Annotated in this window: 15 protein-coding genes; 7 read left to right on the top strand and 8 right to left on the bottom strand. The window is 63.0% G+C overall.

Annotated features, from left to right (window positions below; all coding sequences use genetic code 11):
• Positions 1 to 14 precede the first annotated feature (14 nt).
• Positions 15 to 1,235 (top strand): hypothetical protein, encoded by a 1,221-nt coding sequence (locus SKZ59_RS22395; protein WP_319992994.1) that lies wholly within the window; start codon positions 15 to 17, stop codon positions 1,233 to 1,235.
• Positions 1,236 to 1,247: 12 nt separating this feature from the next.
• Here SKZ59_RS22395 and SKZ59_RS22390 read toward each other — a convergent pair whose 3' ends face one another.
• Genes SKZ59_RS22390 through SKZ59_RS22380 form a run of 3 tightly spaced genes read right to left on the bottom strand, consistent with a single transcriptional unit; the run spans position 1,248 to position 4,720 of the window.
• Positions 1,248 to 2,711 carry an ATP-binding protein gene (locus tag SKZ59_RS22390; protein ID WP_319992993.1) on the bottom strand — a complete coding sequence of 488 codons (1,464 nt, stop codon included), beginning with the start codon at positions 2,709 to 2,711 and terminating at the stop codon, positions 1,248 to 1,250.
• Positions 2,704 to 3,417 carry a response regulator transcription factor gene (locus SKZ59_RS22385; RefSeq protein ID WP_319992992.1) on the bottom strand — a complete coding sequence of 238 codons (714 nt, stop codon included), beginning with the start codon at positions 3,415 to 3,417 and terminating at the stop codon, positions 2,704 to 2,706. Before SKZ59_RS22385 ends, SKZ59_RS22390 begins: the two co-directional genes overlap by 8 nt.
• Positions 3,392 to 4,720, bottom strand: coding sequence for an ABC transporter substrate-binding protein (locus SKZ59_RS22380; protein WP_319992991.1), 1,329 nt, complete (start codon positions 4,718 to 4,720; stop codon positions 3,392 to 3,394). The genes SKZ59_RS22385 and SKZ59_RS22380 overlap by 26 nt, the downstream gene beginning before the upstream one ends.
• Before the next feature lie 355 nt (positions 4,721 to 5,075).
• Between SKZ59_RS22380 and SKZ59_RS22375 the strand changes: the two genes are divergently transcribed.
• The 6 genes from SKZ59_RS22375 to SKZ59_RS22350 all read left to right on the top strand — a co-directional run bounded on the left by SKZ59_RS22375 (position 5,076) and on the right by SKZ59_RS22350 (position 11,813).
• On the top strand, positions 5,076 to 6,338 hold the full coding sequence (locus SKZ59_RS22375; RefSeq protein WP_319992990.1) for an ABC transporter substrate-binding protein: 1,263 nt from the start codon (positions 5,076 to 5,078) through the stop codon (positions 6,336 to 6,338).
• Between the two features lie 114 nt (positions 6,339 to 6,452).
• The gene (locus SKZ59_RS22370) at positions 6,453 to 7,367 is read left to right on the top strand and encodes a carbohydrate ABC transporter permease (protein WP_046685503.1); all 915 of its coding nucleotides are present in this window, start codon (positions 6,453 to 6,455) and stop codon (positions 7,365 to 7,367) included.
• 8 nt (positions 7,368 to 7,375) lie between these two features.
• Entirely contained in the window at positions 7,376 to 8,215 is an 840-nt protein-coding gene (locus SKZ59_RS22365) for a carbohydrate ABC transporter permease (protein ID WP_046684851.1), read from the top strand.
• 10 nt (positions 8,216 to 8,225) lie between these two features.
• The gene (locus SKZ59_RS22360) at positions 8,226 to 9,359 is read left to right on the top strand and encodes a sn-glycerol-3-phosphate ABC transporter ATP-binding protein UgpC (protein WP_319992989.1); all 1,134 of its coding nucleotides are present in this window, start codon (positions 8,226 to 8,228) and stop codon (positions 9,357 to 9,359) included.
• Positions 9,360 to 9,449: 90 nt separating this feature from the next.
• Positions 9,450 to 10,685: a carbohydrate porin gene (locus tag SKZ59_RS22355; RefSeq protein ID WP_319992988.1), complete on the top strand. Its 1,236-nt coding sequence runs from the start codon at positions 9,450 to 9,452 to the stop codon at positions 10,683 to 10,685.
• A 99-nt stretch (positions 10,686 to 10,784) separates the two neighbouring features.
• Entirely contained in the window at positions 10,785 to 11,813 is a 1,029-nt protein-coding gene (locus SKZ59_RS22350) for a ParB/Srx family N-terminal domain-containing protein (protein WP_319992987.1), read from the top strand.
• An 82-nt stretch (positions 11,814 to 11,895) separates the two neighbouring features.
• On the opposite strand, the gene SKZ59_RS22345 is transcribed toward SKZ59_RS22350, so the two are convergent.
• The 5 genes from SKZ59_RS22345 to SKZ59_RS22325 all read right to left on the bottom strand — a co-directional run.
• Positions 11,896 to 13,005, bottom strand: coding sequence for an ABC transporter ATP-binding protein (locus SKZ59_RS22345; RefSeq protein ID WP_070303050.1), 1,110 nt, complete (start codon positions 13,003 to 13,005; stop codon positions 11,896 to 11,898).
• Positions 13,006 to 13,014: 9 nt separating this feature from the next.
• Positions 13,015 to 13,890 (bottom strand): carbohydrate ABC transporter permease, encoded by an 876-nt coding sequence (locus SKZ59_RS22340; RefSeq protein ID WP_034757607.1) that lies wholly within the window; start codon positions 13,888 to 13,890, stop codon positions 13,015 to 13,017.
• Positions 13,887 to 14,771, bottom strand: a complete 885-nt coding sequence (locus SKZ59_RS22335; RefSeq protein ID WP_010397323.1) for a carbohydrate ABC transporter permease — start codon at positions 14,769 to 14,771, stop codon at positions 13,887 to 13,889. Before SKZ59_RS22335 ends, SKZ59_RS22340 begins: the two co-directional genes overlap by 4 nt.
• Before the next feature lie 112 nt (positions 14,772 to 14,883).
• Positions 14,884 to 16,137, bottom strand: a complete 1,254-nt coding sequence (locus SKZ59_RS22330; RefSeq protein ID WP_034757604.1) for an ABC transporter substrate-binding protein — start codon at positions 16,135 to 16,137, stop codon at positions 14,884 to 14,886.
• 244 nt (positions 16,138 to 16,381) lie between these two features.
• The coding region (locus tag SKZ59_RS22325; RefSeq protein WP_319992986.1) for a carbohydrate porin at positions 16,382 to 16,625 on the bottom strand (244 nt) is incomplete at its 5' end.

Raw genomic sequence — 16,625 nt, 5'->3', positions numbered from 1 at the left:
AAAACCAGGTCGCCATGACAAACAACGACAGCAACTCCCCTACTCTCGCCGGCGTGGCCGAACGCTACGTCAAACTGGTCCTGGCCATGGGCCAGCACGATGCCTCGTATGTGGACGCCTATTACGGCCCGCCCGCATGGCAACAGGAAGCGGTGGAACAGCAACTGGGTTTAAGCGATATCCAGGCTGCGACGGACAAGGCGCTGGCCCTGCTGGCCGGTGAAACTGGCCTGCGCGCCCTCAACCTGCGCAAGCAGCTGCAAGCCGTCATGGCGCGCGCGGAGATGCTGCAGGGATCGCGCCTCGATTTCGATACGGAAAGCGCGCGCCTGTACGACGCCGTTTCGCCCCATCACAGCCGCGCATACTATGCAGCACTGGTGGCGCAGATCGACGCCCTGCTGCCTGGCGACGGCACGGTCAGCGACAGGGTCAACGCCTTGCGCGCACAGCTCATCATTCCCGCCGACAAGCTGCACGCCGTCATGGATGCGGCCATCCGCGCGGGCCGCGAACGCACCTTGCGCTACATCGCCCTGCCCGAGGGCGAAGATTTTATATTGGAATTTGTCACCGACAAGCCGTGGAGCGGCTACAACTGGTACAAGGGCAACTACCAGAGCGTGATCCAGATCAATACGGACTTGCCCGTGTACATCGATCGCGCCGTCGATCTCGGCTGCCACGAAGCGTATCCGGGCCACCACGTCTACAACGTGCTGCTCGAGCGCGACCTGGTGCGAGGCAAGGGCTGGATGGAGTACTGCATCTATCCGCTGTATTCGCCGCAATCGTTGATCGCCGAAGGCACAGCCAATTACGGCATCGAACTGAATTTTACGGATGAAGAACGGCTGGCTTTCGAACAACAGGTGCTGTACCCGCTGGCCGGCCTCGACCCGGCGCTGGCGCCCCGCTATGCGCAACTCAACGCGCTGCTGGCCAAACTCGGTTATGCCGACAACGACATCGCGCGCCAATACCTGAAAGGCAGCCTGACGCGCGAAGAGGCACTGGAATGGCTGGTCAACGTGCGCCTGTACCCGGCCGAGAAATCCGCGCAGCGCCTGCAGTTCTACGATGCCATGGGCGCATACGTCATCAATTACAACTTGGGCCAGGACATGGCGAAAGCCTATGTCGAACGCCAGGGCGCGACGCGCGCCGAGCACTGGGCCGCCTTCCGCGACCTGATGTCTTCGCCGCGCGTGCCCAGCGCACTGCTGGCCGGGTAAAGCTGACGTCGCTTACTGGGCCGGCAGGCGAATGGTCGCTTCCAGGCCGCCATCGCGGTGATTCGCCAGGGTCAGCTCGCCGCCGTGAGCCTGGACGATGCTGCGCGCGATACCGAGCCCCAATCCCATGCCATGCGCGTTTTGCTCGCGGCCATGTTCCAGGCGCACATAGGGCTGGAACAGGCTGGCGAACGCCTCTTCGGCCACGCCGGGGCCGTCATCGCGGATGCGGATGACCACGTTGGCGCCCTCGCGGCACGCCGAAAGGTGGGCGGTCTTGCCGTAAAACAGGGCATTGTCGAGCAAGTTGCCGATGGCGCGCTTCAAGGCCAGGGGCTTGGCCTTCACGCTCAGGTCCGTTTCCACGTAATGCACTTCATGGCCGGCCAGCTGGGTTCCGCGCACCATGCGCTGCAGCAAGGGGTCCAGGCGCACCTCGGTGGCGTTTTCATGGATATCGCTATCCTTCACGCATTGCAGCGCCCCCTTGACCATCATGTCCAGCTCATCGAGGTCATCGTGGAATTCGTTGCGCTGCACGTCGTCGTCGAGCAATTCCGTGCGCAATTTCAGGCGCGTGATGGGCGTGCGCAAGTCGTGCGAAATCGAAACGAACAGCCGTTCGCGGTCTTCCAGGTAGCGCTGGATGCGTTCGCGCATGCCGCTGAAGGCGCGCGCCGTCTGCACAAACTCGCGGCTGCCCGTCTGCGGCAGGGGTGGCGGCGTCTCGCCACGGCCAAACGCTTCGGCCGCGTCCGACAGGGCCGCCAGCGGCCGTGTGGTCCAGCGTACGACGAGGATCGACAGCAGCAGCACAGCCGCCAGCGACAACGCTTGCAGCAATACCCGGTCGAGTGTCCATGGATTACTGCTTTGCAAGAAATACGGGTTGGGCATCAGTGCCGCCAGGTACAGCCAGTTGCCCGGCTCCAGCTCGGCCTGGATCACGAGGACGGGCGCGGGATTCGGTTTCAGCAGCAAGATGTGCTGCACCCAGTTTTCCGGCAAGTCGCCGATGTGCGCGCCGCTGTCGGCCACCACCAGGTCGCTCGGCCAGGCGAAGCCCACGCGGTAGCCGGCCAGCTGCGGCAAGTCGCTCTTCAGCGCCGCACCCACCGTGGCCACCACCGTATCGGCCAGCGCGTGCGGAGCAATTTCGCGGATGGCCAGCGGCCCCTGGTTGACGTTGACAAAGAAGCGCGTGCCGCCCATCTCGCGAAATTGCTGGATCAGGATGGGGCGGTAGTTGGCCGGCAGGCTGAGGAAGAAACGGATGGTGCTGGCGGCGCTGCGGGCCAGGTGCTGCGACGCCATGCGCGCCTCCACTGCCGAGTCGCGGCGCAGCTGCGTGGCCCAGATCAGGTTGCCCACCAGTTGCGTGGCCAGCACACCGGCCACCATCACCACGGACAGGCGGCCCAGCAGCGATGGCGGCAGCAGACGCTCGAGCAGCCGGCGCACGCCCTGCTCAGGCATGTCCACTGCTCACGTCGGCAGAAAACACATAACCGGCGCCGCGCACCGTCTTGATCAGCATGGGCTGCTTGCCGTCGTCCTTCAGGCGCAGCCGCAGCCGGCTCACCTGTACATCGAGCGAGCGGTCAAGCGGCCCCGCGTCGCGCCCCCGCGTCTGTTCGCACAGCACGCTGCGGTCGAGGATATCGCCCGGATGCTCGACAAAGTAGCGCAGCAGCTGGAAATCGAGACCCGTCAGCTGCAGCGCTTCGCCGTCGGCATCAGTCACCGTGCGCTCCAGCGTATCGAGGGTGAAGCCGACGAAGCGGTAATAGCGGGGCGGCGCGGCCGCGTCGATGCCCGTGCGGCGGTGGATGGCTTTGATGCGCGCCAGCAATTCGCGCGGACTGTAGGGCTTGGCGATGTAATCGTCGGCGCCCAGTTCCAGCCCCACCACCCGGTCCGTCTCGTCGGAGCTGGCCGTCAGCATGATGATGGGCACGTTCGAGCGGGCGCGCACCACCTTGCACAGGGCAAAGCCATCCGTGTCGGGCAGCATCACGTCGAGGATCACCAGCGACAGGCTGTCGACGTGGCGGTGGAATTCGACCAGGAAGGTGGCGCCATCGTGCGCCAGGCCCACCTCGTACTGGTTCTTTTCCAGGTAGGCCTTCAATAGCATGCGGGTCTTTTGATCGTCGTCAACGACGAGGATTTTGCGTGACATGGTCTCGTCCTTTTTTATTCAGCGCCTGCAACATGCTGCCGATGCGGCGTTGCGCGTCGGCCGCGCTGATCGTCTCATCGAGGAAATAGCGGTGCACTTCGGCGATGATGGCGTCCTTGCTGGTTTCATCGGTGGCCATGCGGTGCACGAGGCTGGGCGCCTGGAACGCGGCGCCGCGCGCGAATGCCTGCGCCGAGGCGCGCGCGCAGCTGTCCAGACGCGACAGGTCGGCCTGGCGCAAGGCGGGAATCGAGCCCTTCACCTGGCTGTATTCGAGCTGCACGGGCAGCGAAGCGACCACCTGCGCCAGCTTTTCCTGCGCGCCCTGGTGCGTGTAGTCGGAGGCGAACATGGCCAGCGTATCGATGCTGTACAGGTGGTAGTCGCCCGTGTCGGGCGCGGCGGCGCAGCCGAATACCTCGTCCGTGGCGCGGCCCCAGGCGTTCAGCTCACCCTTGACCCAGTCGCCCATGATGTACATGGCCGCCTCGCCATCGCCCACCTGGCGCGCCATCTCGGGCCAGCCCTGTTCGCGCAGCGGCATGCCCATCCATTGCTTCAGCGACCTCAAGCGCTGCAAGGCGTGGCGCAGGCGCGGGTCCGCATACGCCTCGGCTTTCTTCTCGACAAACAGGGCGCGGTAATACGCGGGCCCCGATTCGGCCAGCACCAGCGTTTCAAACAGGGTCGCTACCTGCCACGCTTCACTGCTTTGCGCCAGCGGCGTGATGCCGGCCTGGCGCAGCTTGCCGGCCACACGCTCGAAGTCGCTCCAGCTGCGCGGCACGGCCAGGCCCAGGCGCTGGAAGATCTTGCGGTTGTAAAACAGGGTATTGATGCGGTGGATGCCGGCCGGCACGCCCATCGTATGGCCGCGATTTTGCAGCAAGCCCCATACGGTGGGATACATGGTCGCGCGCCAGTTGTTGCTGGCGGCGACGCTGTCGAGTTGCAGCAGCAGACCCAGGTCGCTCCACTCGCCCAGGGTATAGCCGATCAGCTGCATGACTTCCGGCGATTTGCCGGCCAGCACGCGGCTCTTCAAGACCTTGCCCGCACCGACCCCGGCGCCGCCCGCGATGGCCGCGTCACGCCATTCGACGCCTTCCTGCGCCAGGCGCGCCACCAGCACGTCGGCGGCGCGGCGTTCGCCGGCCGAGGTCCACCAGTGCAGCACTTGCAGCGCTTCGGCCCGCGCCGGCACGCTGCTGCACATGAAGGCAAGCAGCGCCAGCGCCGCCACGCCGCGACGGCGGGCGGCCCCGGCATGGCGGTCGGCGGTGCTGTGCGGCGGCGTCTTCAATCCTGTCCCCTTGTTCTTGTCGCGACAAACTATAGCCCAACTACAAAACAGCAGGTTGGTAATTTAGTACCCTGATTTGTAAAGAAACGTGAGCTTTTGTTGCACTACCTTGCGCACCGCACAAGGGGCGCCACACACCCGACGCCCCGCGCGGTGCGCCACGGCAGCGGACGACGGTAAGGAAAGGTAAGCAAGCACCCCCGCGCATTTCAAGATTTTTCTTTTAAATCAACGAGATAAGAAATAATCGTCGGCACAATACCGGACGCTGGCGTCACATTTCCCCCGATGCTACTGTCCGCCAACTGCAGCGTAACAGGCAGCCAAACAAGACCAACACCAACAAGGAGACGACATGCAACTGCATGCAAAAGGCGGCGCGGCCGCGCGCAATACATTGCTGGCCCTGCTGCTGGCCAGCGGCACGGCACAGGCGGGCACGCTCACCATCGAAAGCTGGCGCGTGGATGACAAGACCCTGTGGGAAACGGTGCTCATTCCCGCCTTCCAGAAAAAGCATCCTGGCATCGAGATCAAGTTCTCGCCCACGGCCCCTACCGAATACGATTCCACCCTGAACGCGCGCCTGAGCGGTGGCACGGCCGGCGACTTGCTGGCCTGCCGACCGTTCGACGTCTCGCTGGCCCTGTACAAGCGGGGCCAGCTGGAAAAGCTCGACGGCAAGGCCGGCATGGACAACTTCCCCGCCTCGGCCAAGGTGGCGTGGCAGACGGACGATGGCAAGGACACCTTCTGCATGCCGATAGCGTCCGTCATGCATGGCTTCCTGTACAACAAGAAAATCTTCCGTGAACTGAAACTGCAACCGCCCGCCACGGAAGAGGAATTCTTCAAGGTGCTGGAAACGGTCAAGAAAAGCGGCAAATATGCGCCCTTGGCCCTGGGCACGGCCGACCAGTGGGAAGCGAACCAGGTGGTGTTCACCAGCATCGGCGCCAATTACTGGAAGGGCGAAGAGGGCCGCAAGGCGCTGATCGCCGGCAAGGCCAAATTTACCGATCCGCAATTCGTCGCCGCCTGGGAATATGAGGCACGGCTGGGCAGCTACCTGTCCAAGGGCGCCAGCGCGCAAACCTATGGCGACAGCCAGAACCAGTTCGCGCTGGGCAAGGCCGCCATCTACCCGTCCGGCTCCTGGGACATCGCCTACTTCAAGCAAGATCCGGAACTGGAACTGGGCGCCTTCAACCCGCCCGTGCGCAAGGCTGGCGACAAGTGCTATATCTCGGACCACACGGACATCGGCATGAGCATCAACAAGAAGTCGAAGAACAAGGAAGACGCCTACAAATTCCTCGCCTGGCTCGGCTCGCAGGAATTCGCCGACATCTACACCAACAAGGTGACGGGCTTCTTTTCGCTGTCGAACCATTTGATCTCCATCAAGGACCCGCTGGCCAAGCAGATGAACGGCTGGCGTGCCAGTTGCGCCTCGACCATCCGCCTGAACGCGCAAATCCTCAACCGTGGCGAGCCGAGCATGGAAAACGAGCTGTGGAACGTCAATGCCCAGGTCTTGAACGGCAAACTGGCGCCGAAGGACGCGGCGCGCCAGATCCAGTCCGGCTTTGCCAAGTGGTACAAGCCGCAACAGTAATCACCACGTCTACCCTCCCCGAGCAACCGGCCTGAGCAGTGCGATGCGGCAGCCGGTGGCACGGTTTTGCCGGCGGCCCCGCCGCCGGTGCTTTTCTTCGTATGGAGTTTCGCCGTGAAAAAAGCTTTCCCATGGCACGTCCTCGTGTTCCTGGCCCCGGCGCTGGTCATTTACTCGCTGTTCAGCGCCCTGCCCCTGGCCGATACCCTGCGCCTGGGCCTGTACACGACCGATGAGAGCGGCCAGCACCATTTTGCCGGCCTGGCCAACTACGCCACCATCCTGTTCGACCCGCAATGGTCGCAAAGTTTCTGGAATGCGATGTGGAACAACTGCAAGTTTTTCCTCATCCACATGCTGCTGCAAAACCCCATCGGCCTGCTGCTGGCCACCCTCTTCAGCCTCAAGGGTTTGAAGGGCGAGCGCAGCTACCGTACCCTGATCTTCCTGCCGACCCTGCTGTCCGTCGTCATCATCGGCTTCATCTGGCAGCTGATCTTGTCGCCGCTGTGGGGCGTGGGCCAGTCGCTGATGGATGGCGTCGGCATCGGCACTTACTTCGCGCCATGGCTGGGCCAGGAATCGACGGCCCTGCTGACCATCGCCCTCATTTCTGTTTGGCAATATATCGGCATCCCCATGATGCTGATCTATGCGGCCCTGCTGGCCGTGCCCGAGGAAATCATCGAGGCAGCCCACGCGGAAGGCGCCAGCGCCATGCGCATCTTCTGGCAAATCAAGCTGCCGCTGATCTGGCCCACCCTGGGGCTGGTGACCATCCTCACCTTTGTCGCCAACTTCAATGCCTTCGACCTCGTGTATTCCGTGAAAGGCGCGCTGGCGGGGCCGAACTACGCCACCGACATCCTCGGCACCTTCTTTTACCGCACCTTCTTCGGTTACCAGGCCCAGCTGGGCAGCCCCACCATGGGCGCCGCCGTGGCCACCATGATGTTCCTCGTGATCCTCGTGGGCGTGGGCGTGTATTTCTTTTTCGTGCAGCGCAAGCTGACACGCTACGAACTGTAAGGGCCGCCATGCGCAACGTTTCCACCCGCCCCCTGGGCCGCGCCGCCGTGCATGCGATCCTGGCCGGCTACACCATCATCGCCCTGTTTCCCATCGTCTTGATCCTGATCAACTCAGTCAAGACGCGGGCCGCCATCTTCGACAATCCGCTGGCCTTGCCCACGCCCTCGACCTTTTCGCTCGTGGGCTTTCACAAGGTGCTGGCCAATTCCGACTTCCTGCTGTACTTCGGCAACAGCCTGTTCGTCACCCTGCTGTCGCTGCTGCTGATCGTGCTGTTCGGCGCCATGGCGGCCTGGGCCTTGTCCGAATACACGTTTACGGGCAATCGCCTGCTGACCCTGTACCTGGCGCTGGGCATCATGATCCCCATCCGCCTGGGTACGGTGTCCATCCTGGAACTGGTGGTGCGGCTCGACCTGATCAACACCTTGACGGCGCTGGTGCTCGTGTACACGGCGCAGGGCCTGCCGCTGGCCGTGATGATTCTGTCCGAATTCGTGCGCCAGGTGCCGCGCGAACTGAAGGATGCGGCGCGCTGCGACGGCGTGGGCGAATTCGCCATCTTCTTCCAGGTGATCCTGCCCCTGATCCGCCCCGCCATCGCCACGGTGGCCGTGTTCACCATGATTCCCGCCTGGAACGACCTGTGGTTCCCGCTGATCCTGGCGCCGTCGGACCGCACCAAGACCGTCACACTGGGCGTGCAGCAATTCATCGGGCAATACGTGACGGACTGGAACTCCGTGCTGGCGGCGCTGTCGCTGGCCGTCATTCCCGTGCTCGTCATGTACGTCATTTTCTCTCGTCAACTGATCCGCGGCCTGACATCCGGCGCGGTCAAATAATAGGTGCGCCATGGCCCATGTAAGCCTGCAACAACTGACCAAATCCTACGACGGCCGCCACAATGTGCTGGCCGGCATCGACCTCGACATCCGCGACGGTGAATTCGTCGTGCTGGTGGGCCCTTCCGGCTGCGGCAAATCGACCTTGCTGCGCATGCTGTGCGGCCTGGAAAGCATTTCGCAAGGCACCTTGTCCATCGGCGGCAAGGTCGTCAACGACTTGCCGCCGGCCGAACGGGGCATCGCCATGGTCTTCCAGAGCTATGCGCTGTATCCGCACATGAGCGTGTACCGCAACATGGCGTTCGGCCTGAAGATCGCCGGCGCCAGCAAGGACGCCATCGCCCAGCGCGTGCGCCACGCGGCCGCCATCCTGAAGATCGACCACCTGCTGGAACGCCTGCCGCGCGAACTGTCGGGCGGCCAGCGCCAGAGGGTGGCCATCGGCCGCGCCATCGTACGCGAACCGCAGCTGTTCCTGTTCGACGAGCCGCTGTCGAACCTCGACGCGGCCCTGCGCGTGCAGACGCGGCTGGAAATTGCCAAGCTGCACCACCAGTTGAACGCCACCATCGTCTACGTCACGCACGACCAGGTCGAGGCGATGACCCTGGGCGACAAGATCGTCGTCATGCATGGCGGCCATATCCAGCAGGCGGGTACGCCTTTGGAGCTGTACCAGCAGCCGGCGAACCGCTTCGTGGCCGGCTTCATCGGCGCGCCGATGATGAATTTCTTCGAAGGCAAGGTCGTCGCCGCACAGGACGATGGCGTGCGCGTGGCGCTGTCCAGCGGCCAGGAAATCACGGCCCTCGTCGACCCGGCCGGCCTGCATGCGGGCGACGCCGTCACGGTGGGCCTGCGGGCCGAACACATCCTGGAAAACGGCGACGGCAGCGCCCAGTTCCAGGGCGTCGTCAGCCTGGTGGAACACCTGGGCGAAGCCAACTTCATTTACCTGGCGCTGGACAACGGCCAGGAACTGGTGATACGCGGCGACGGCAACAACCGCGTACCGCTGGGCCAGCCATTCACGGTCTCGGCCGCCAGCAGCGCCTTCCATCTGTTCGACGCGCAAGGCGTGGCGCGCACGCGGCGCCAGCCCGGCAACCTGATTTCATCGAAACAGATATTGGCCGCCTGAGCTTCCCGCCCAGGCAGCTCCCCGATTGGATCGGCAGCGATCCGGTACGACGTGCCCAAGCACGCATTTTGATAACGACAAGGAGACTGTATGCAACACCCGATGAAGACCTCGCTGGCCCTGGCCTGCGCCATGCTGCTGGCCTGCGGCGCCGCCCACGCCAGCGATGCCGAAGGCGAATACCACGGCTACTTCCGCGCCGGCCTCGGCTCGAGCACGGACAGCCGCGGCCCGCAAAGCTGCTACGGCCTGGGCGGCAACACCATGCGCTACCGGCTCGGCAACGAATGCGACACCTATGGCGAATTCGAATACCAGAAGGAAATGGCCAAGTCGCCCAACGGCGTCAGCTTCGTCGGCCATATCATGGTGGCCGCCTATACGCCCAGCTCCGCCGTCAGCGATTCGGACCTGAGCATGTCCAAGATGTACGTGGAAGCGAAAAACATCGAAATCCTCAACGGCGGCACGGCCTGGATCGGCAAGCGCTACTACATGCGTCCCGACATCCACATGCTGGACTTGCAATACATCAATATGAACGGCACGGGCGGCGGCATCGACCAGTACAAGCTGGGACCGGGCCGCATCAGCTATGGTTTCTTCAAGGATAACGACAAGCCCGGCAGCTCGGCCATCCGGCAAAACCTCGTCTACCAAGGTATCCCCATCAATCAGGATGGCACGCTGGAAGTGCTGACCACCCTGATCACGCCCGACAAGAAGGACAGCACCTCGCACAGCGGCTGGCAAGCCACCGTGCTGCACAAGCAAGATAAAGTATGGGGCGGCGCCAACACCTTCGGCATCCAGTACGGCGTCGGGCCGGGCACGGGCGCCGGCGGCCAGTGCTGCAACCGCATGGGCACGACGGGCTCGATCCGCAACGGCAGCGACGTCACGCGCTTGCGCATCTTCAATTCGCTGTGGATACAGCCGACGCCGGAATGGAGCGCGGAAATGATCGCCATCGTGCAGCGCGACAAGTCCGACGCCACGGGCGGCAGCTCGACCTGGACCACCCTGGGCGTGCGCCCCGTGTATGCCGTCAACGACAACTTCAAGCTGCAGTTCGAACTGGGCACGGACCGCGTGACCTCGCCCACGGGCGGCGCCGCGCAGCGCCTGACCAAGCTGACCTTCGCGCCCACCCTGACGGCGGGCAAGGGTTACTGGTCGCGTCCCGAGCTGCGCGCCTTCGTCACCTACGGCAAATGGAACGACGCCGCCACGGCCGCCGTCAACAAGGCCAATGAATCGGGCCCCGTGTACGGCAACGCCACCAGCGGGACCTCGTTCGGCCTGCAAGTGGAGACGTGGTTTTAAGAAGCTGTCTTGATATGGCGCAGTGCATGCGCCTGTCGGACTGCGCGAAATCGCGTGCCGCGCTATGCTGCACGCCATACCGCTCACTTCGGAGGCCGCATGCACGCCGCATTCCCCCGGGCCGCCGCCGCGCTAGCCCTCGCTTTCACCAGCATGGCCTGGGCCCGCGACGCCGCCGTCGCGCCGGCACCGGCCCTCAGCGCGCGCCAGCAGGCGCTGATGGCCACCGTCGTGGGCAGCGCCGCCCATCCGCGCATCCTGCAAGTACGCCTCGATGAACTGCATCCGACCCAGCCGGCCATCGGCTACGACCAGGTGTATTACAAGCTGGGACGCTATGCGGCCGAAGAAAAACACATCGCCGACATCGCAAAGCCAAAGAAATTCGCCGACCTGTGCGAAGCCAATGGCCAGGGCGACGTCTTGCCCAATACGGCCAATGTGACCGGCGCCACGCTCAGCGCGCCACCGGCCGGCTACCGCTGCAAGGCGGCCGTGGGCAGCCGTCCGGATGACATGAAGACCGTCGTCATCGGCCCGCACGGCATCGTGTATTTGACCGATGGCCACCACACGTTTTCCACATTTTGGGAGGCCGACGGCGGGCGCAATCGTCAAATGAAAGTCTGGGTCAAGGTCAGCGACAATTTCAGCGCGCTGGGCGAAGCGGCGTTCTGGACGCGCATGCGCGAGGAAAACAAGGTGTGGCTGAAAAATGGCCGCCACCAGGCCATCACGCCGCGGCAGCTGCCGCCCGCCATCGGCCTGCAGTCCCTGGGCGACGACCCGTACCGCTCGCTCGTCTACTTTACGCGCGAAATCGGCTACGAGCCGCCGGAGCACGCCACGGAATTTCTCGAGTTTTACTGGGCTGGCTGGCTGCGCCGCATGCCGGCGCTGGACCTGGCGCGCGTCGACCTGCGCGATCCCACCGCGTATGCCAATGCGGTCCTGCTGGCCGCGCAGGCGATGGTGGCGCTGCAACCGGACGATATCGTCAGCGGCGGCAAGAGCGCGCGCGAGCTGGGTGCCCTGCGGGAAGTCAACCGGGAAGCGTTCGATGAACTGATCGACGACAAGGGCAAGCTGCGCCACGCCATCGCCTATAAAAAATCGCTGGCGCAATAAGCGCGGCAGCGTAAACAAGCTGCGTAAACGACAACGGCCCGCCTGTCATGCGACAAGCGGGCCGTTTTTATGGAGACAACGCTTAGGCGATGCGTTCGCCGTTGGCCGGATCGAACAGGGCCGCTTTCGACAGGTTGAACGACAACTGCATGGTCTGCCCCGGCAGCACGGCTTCGCGCGGGTGCGTGCGGCAAGTCACGGCCGCGCCGTTCAAACGCGTCGTCAGCAAGGTGTCGGGACCGGTTGGCTCGACGAGGTCGATCAGACAACCGAGTTCCTGGCCCACGTCGCCGTGTGCGCTGCTCATGTCCGTGATCTGCTCCGGACGCACGCCCAGGATCACGTCGCGGCCCGCATAGCTGCGCAGCTTGTCGGCGGCAAACGGCAAGGCCAGGCGCAAGCTCTTGCCCGCGTTCTCGATGGCGACAAACACCTCGTTGCCTTCGATGACAGGCTTGACGGTGATGAAGTTCATCGACGGCGAGCCGATGAAGCCGGCCACGAACAGGTTGGCCGGATTGTCGTAGATTTCCTGCGGCGTGCCCAGTTGCTGCACCACCCCATCCTTCATGACGGCGATCAGGTCGCCCATCGTCATCGCCTCGATCTGGTCATGCGTGACGTAGACGATGGTGGCCTTCAGGCGCTGGTGCAGCAGCTTGATCTCGGCGCGCATTTCCACGCGCAGCTTGGCGTCCAGGTTCGACAGCGGTTCGTCGAACAGGAACAGCGACGGCTTGCGCGAAATGGCGCGGCCCATGGCGACCCTCTGGCGCTGGCCGCCCGACAGCTGCGCCGGACGGCGGTCCAGCAAGTGCGTGATCTGCAGGGTTTCGGCGACGCGGGCGACGATTTCTTCCTGCTCCGCCTTCGGCACTTTTTTCACGTTCAGGCCGAACGCGATGTTTTCACGCACCGTCATCGACGGATACAGCGCGTAGGACTGGAACACCATGGCGATGTCGCGGTCCTTCGGCGGCAGGTCGTTGACGACCTTGCCGTCGATGAGGATTTCGCCGGACGTGACGCTTTCCAGGCCGGCCACCATATTGAGCAAGGTCGACTTGCCGGAGCCGGAGCCGCCGACGAGGATCAGGAACTGGCCATCCTTGATCTCGATGTCGATGCCCTTGAGGACTTCGACGCCATTCGTGTACACCTTGCGGATGCTGCGTATCGATAAACTGGACATATTCTTTCCTTAACCTTTGACTGCGCCTGCGGTCAGACCGCGCACAAAATAACGGCCTGCGACCAGATAGACCAGCAGGGTCGGCAGCGCGGCAATCACCGCGGCCGCCATGTTGACGTTGTATTCCTTCACGCCCGTGGACGTGTTGACCAGGTTGTTCAAGCCCACCGTGATCGGCTGCGAATCGCCGCTGGCGAAGACGATACCGAACAGGAAGTCGTTCCAGATCTGCGTGAATTGCCAGATGATGCAGACGACGAAAATCGGACCCGAAATCGGCAGCACGATCTTGCGGAAGATCAGGAAGAAGCCGGCGCCGTCGATGCGGGCCGCCTTGATCAGTTCTTCCGGCACGCCGATGTAGTAGTTACGGAAGAACAAAGTCGTGAACGCCGTGCCATACACCACGTGCACGAAGACGAGGCCCGTGGTGGTATTGGCCAGGCCGAATTCGCCCAGCAGGCGCGCCATCGGCAGGATCACCACCTGGAACGGAATGAAGCAGCCGACCAGCAAGGCGGCAAACAGGATTTCCGAACCGCGGAAGCGCCAGTGCGCGAACACATAGCCGTTGAAGGCCCCAAGGAAGGTCGAGATCAGCACGGCGGGAATCACCATCTTGATCGAGTTCCAGAAGAACGGCTGCATGCCGTCGCAGGTGACGCCCGTGCAGGCCGAAGACCAGGCCTTGGACCAGGAATCGAACTGCCACACGTGCGGCAAGGCCAGCAGGTTGCCGCTGCGGATCTCGTCGAGCGACTTGAACGACGTCGACAGGGTCACGTACAGGGGCACGATGTAGTACACCGCGAACAGGATCAGCAGCAGATATAACACCACCCGTCCCAGGGTGAGTTTGTTGTTACGTGTAGGAGTGTGTGTCATCTCATCGCCTTTGCGCTGCGCGTTTCCAGATACATCAGCGGCACGAGCACGGCCACGATGGTGGCCAGCATCATCATTGCCGATGCCGAGCCCAGGCCCAGCTGGCCGCGGGTGAAGGAAAACTGGTACATGAAGATGGCCGGCACGGACGACGAGTTGCCAGGTCCGCCAGCCGTCAGTGCGATGACCAGGTCGAAACTCTTGATGGCGATATGCGCGAGGATCAGCAGCACGCTGAAGAACACGGGACGCATGGCGGGAATCACGATGCGCCAGTAGATCGTCGGCAGGGACGCGCCATCGACCTGCGCCGCCTTGATGATCTCGTCATCGATGCCGCGCAGGCCGGCCAGGAACAGGGCCATGACAAAGCCCGACGACTGCCATACGCCGGCGATCACCACCGTGTAGATGGCCATGTCGGAGTTCACCAGCCAGTCGAAGGTAAACGAGGTCCAGCCCCAGTCGTGCATGACCTTTTCCAGGCCCAGGCTGGGATTGAGCATCCATTTCCAGGCCGTGCCGGTGACGATGAAGGACAGCGCCATCGGATACAGGTAGATGGCGCGCAGCGCGCCTTCGGCGCGGATTTTCTGGTCCAGCAGGATGGCCAGGAACAGGCCGATGGCGATGCTGCAACCGATGAACAGGACACCGAAGATGCCGAGGTTCTTGAGCGAGGTCCACCAGCGCTCGTTGTCGAACAGCTCGACGTATTGCACCAGGCCGGCGAACTCGTAGTTCGGCATCAGCCGCGATTCGGTCAGCGACAGCCAACCGGTCAAAAAGATAAAACCATAGACGAATACCAGGCTGGCGATGAGCGTGGGGCCCAACACCATCTGCGGTATCCATCGGTCGAATTGCTTGCGTATGGACATAGGAGAGCCGTAGAGAGAACTGCGTGTGGCGCCGGCCTGGTCGAAGCCAGGGCGGACGCCTGCGATGCATGCAATGCAGCGGGCGCCGGCGAGCGTGCCGGCGCCGTCGTGATTACTTCACTTTTGCCGCTTTGGCCAAAGCTGCAACCGCATCTTTCGAGCTCATGTTGGTGTTCATGAACTTGGCGATGACGTCGGTCACGGCGCCTTGCGTGGCCGATGGCAACGCCATGCCGTGGGCGAACGATGGCACCAGGCCGCCGGACTTGTTGGTGGCGTCCATGTCTTCCATCGATTTCAGGGCGCAGGCGTCAAACTTGTCCTTCGATACGCCGGAACGCACGGGGATCGAACCCTTGTTCAGGTTGAAGATCGACTGGAACTTCGGATTCATGATGGCGTTGGCCAGGGCGATCTGCCCTTTCTTCGCATTCGCATCCTTTTGCGTGAACATGGCAAACGAATCGATGTTGAAGGTGTAGGCCTTGTCCGTGCCAGGAGCGGCCACGCACAGGTAGTCCTTGCCCGGCACTTTGCCAGCGGCCGTGAACTCGCCCTTGGCCCAGTCGCCCATGAACTGGAAGCCGGCCTTGTTGTTGATGACCATGGCGGTCGCCAGATTCCAGTCGCGGCCTGCCGCATCCTTGTCGATGTAGGTCTTCACCTTGCCCAGGGTGTCGAACACCTTGAGCATGGTCGGGCCGGTCAATTCCTTCTGGTCCAGCTTGAGGATGGCTTTCTTGTAGAACTCGGTGCCGCCCACGCCCAGCGCGACGGATTCAAACACGGTGGCGTCTTGCCAAGGCTGGCCGCCGTGAGCGATCGCGATGCCGCCCGACTTCTTGATCTTCTCGGCCGCGTCGAAGAACGCATCCCAGGTCGTCGGGGTGGTGGCCACGCCGGCTTTTTTCAGCACTTCCGGATTGACCCACATCCAGTTGACGCGGTGGACGTTGACGGGAGCGGCAACGTAGTGGCCCTTGTATTTCATGATGTCGGCGACGACTTTCGGCAGCACGGCATCCCATTTGCCTGGAATGGCGGCATCATCGATATTGGCCAGCACGCCTTCAGCGCCCCACTCCTGGATCGATGGGCCCTTGATCTGGGCGGCCGTCGGCGGGTTGCCGGAAATGACGCGGGTTTTCAGCGCGGTCGCGGCGTTTTCGCCAGCGCCGCCGGCCACGGCGAAGTCTTTCCAGCCGAAGCCGCTTTCCTTCACGATCTGCTGCAACTGGCCCACGGACTTCGCTTCGCCGCCGGAGGTCCAGTAGTGCAACACTTCCACGTCGGTCGCAAAGGCGCTGCCAGCGAATGCCAGGGTGGTCAATGCGGCCAGTTGGGTAATCTTGAATTTCAGTTTCATCTCCACATTCCTTTTTTGATCAAGCTTTTAGGGGGCTTCGGCATACGGGGGCCGAAAAAGGTGAAATCTGCGCCTGTGCCGGCGCTCTTGTGCTCAGACCCGCTTGCAAACGGGCATCATCTTGGTGTAAAGACGGCGCCGTGATCCATGACATGACTACATTGCATTTATATCACGGGACGGCGCCAAAAACGCATCCGCGAAGGATGCGCCAGGTTGAACTTGACTTACAACGCCTGCAAACTTAGAACCAGGTTTCTACCTGGAAACCGTAGGAAGTGCCGCTGGTATTGTTGTTGTAGATCGGGCCGCCGTTGTTCGACGCATTGACCGAGGCGGTGGCCGCATCGTTCCATTTGCCGTAGGTCACGAAAGCGCGCAGTTCAGGACGCGACCACAGGCCAGGACCTGCCGAGATCGTCGGTGCGATGGTCAGCTTGGTCAGGCGCTTGGCTGGCTGGCCGCCCGATTGCGTCACGCGGTCCGTG

Source organism: Janthinobacterium sp. GMG2, from assembly GCF_033949445.1.
GTDB lineage: Bacteria > Pseudomonadota > Gammaproteobacteria > Burkholderiales > Burkholderiaceae_D > Janthinobacterium > Janthinobacterium aestuarii.
Note: the sequence above shows the minus strand (reverse complement) of the source record. Positions and strands in the feature narration are given on the sequence as shown.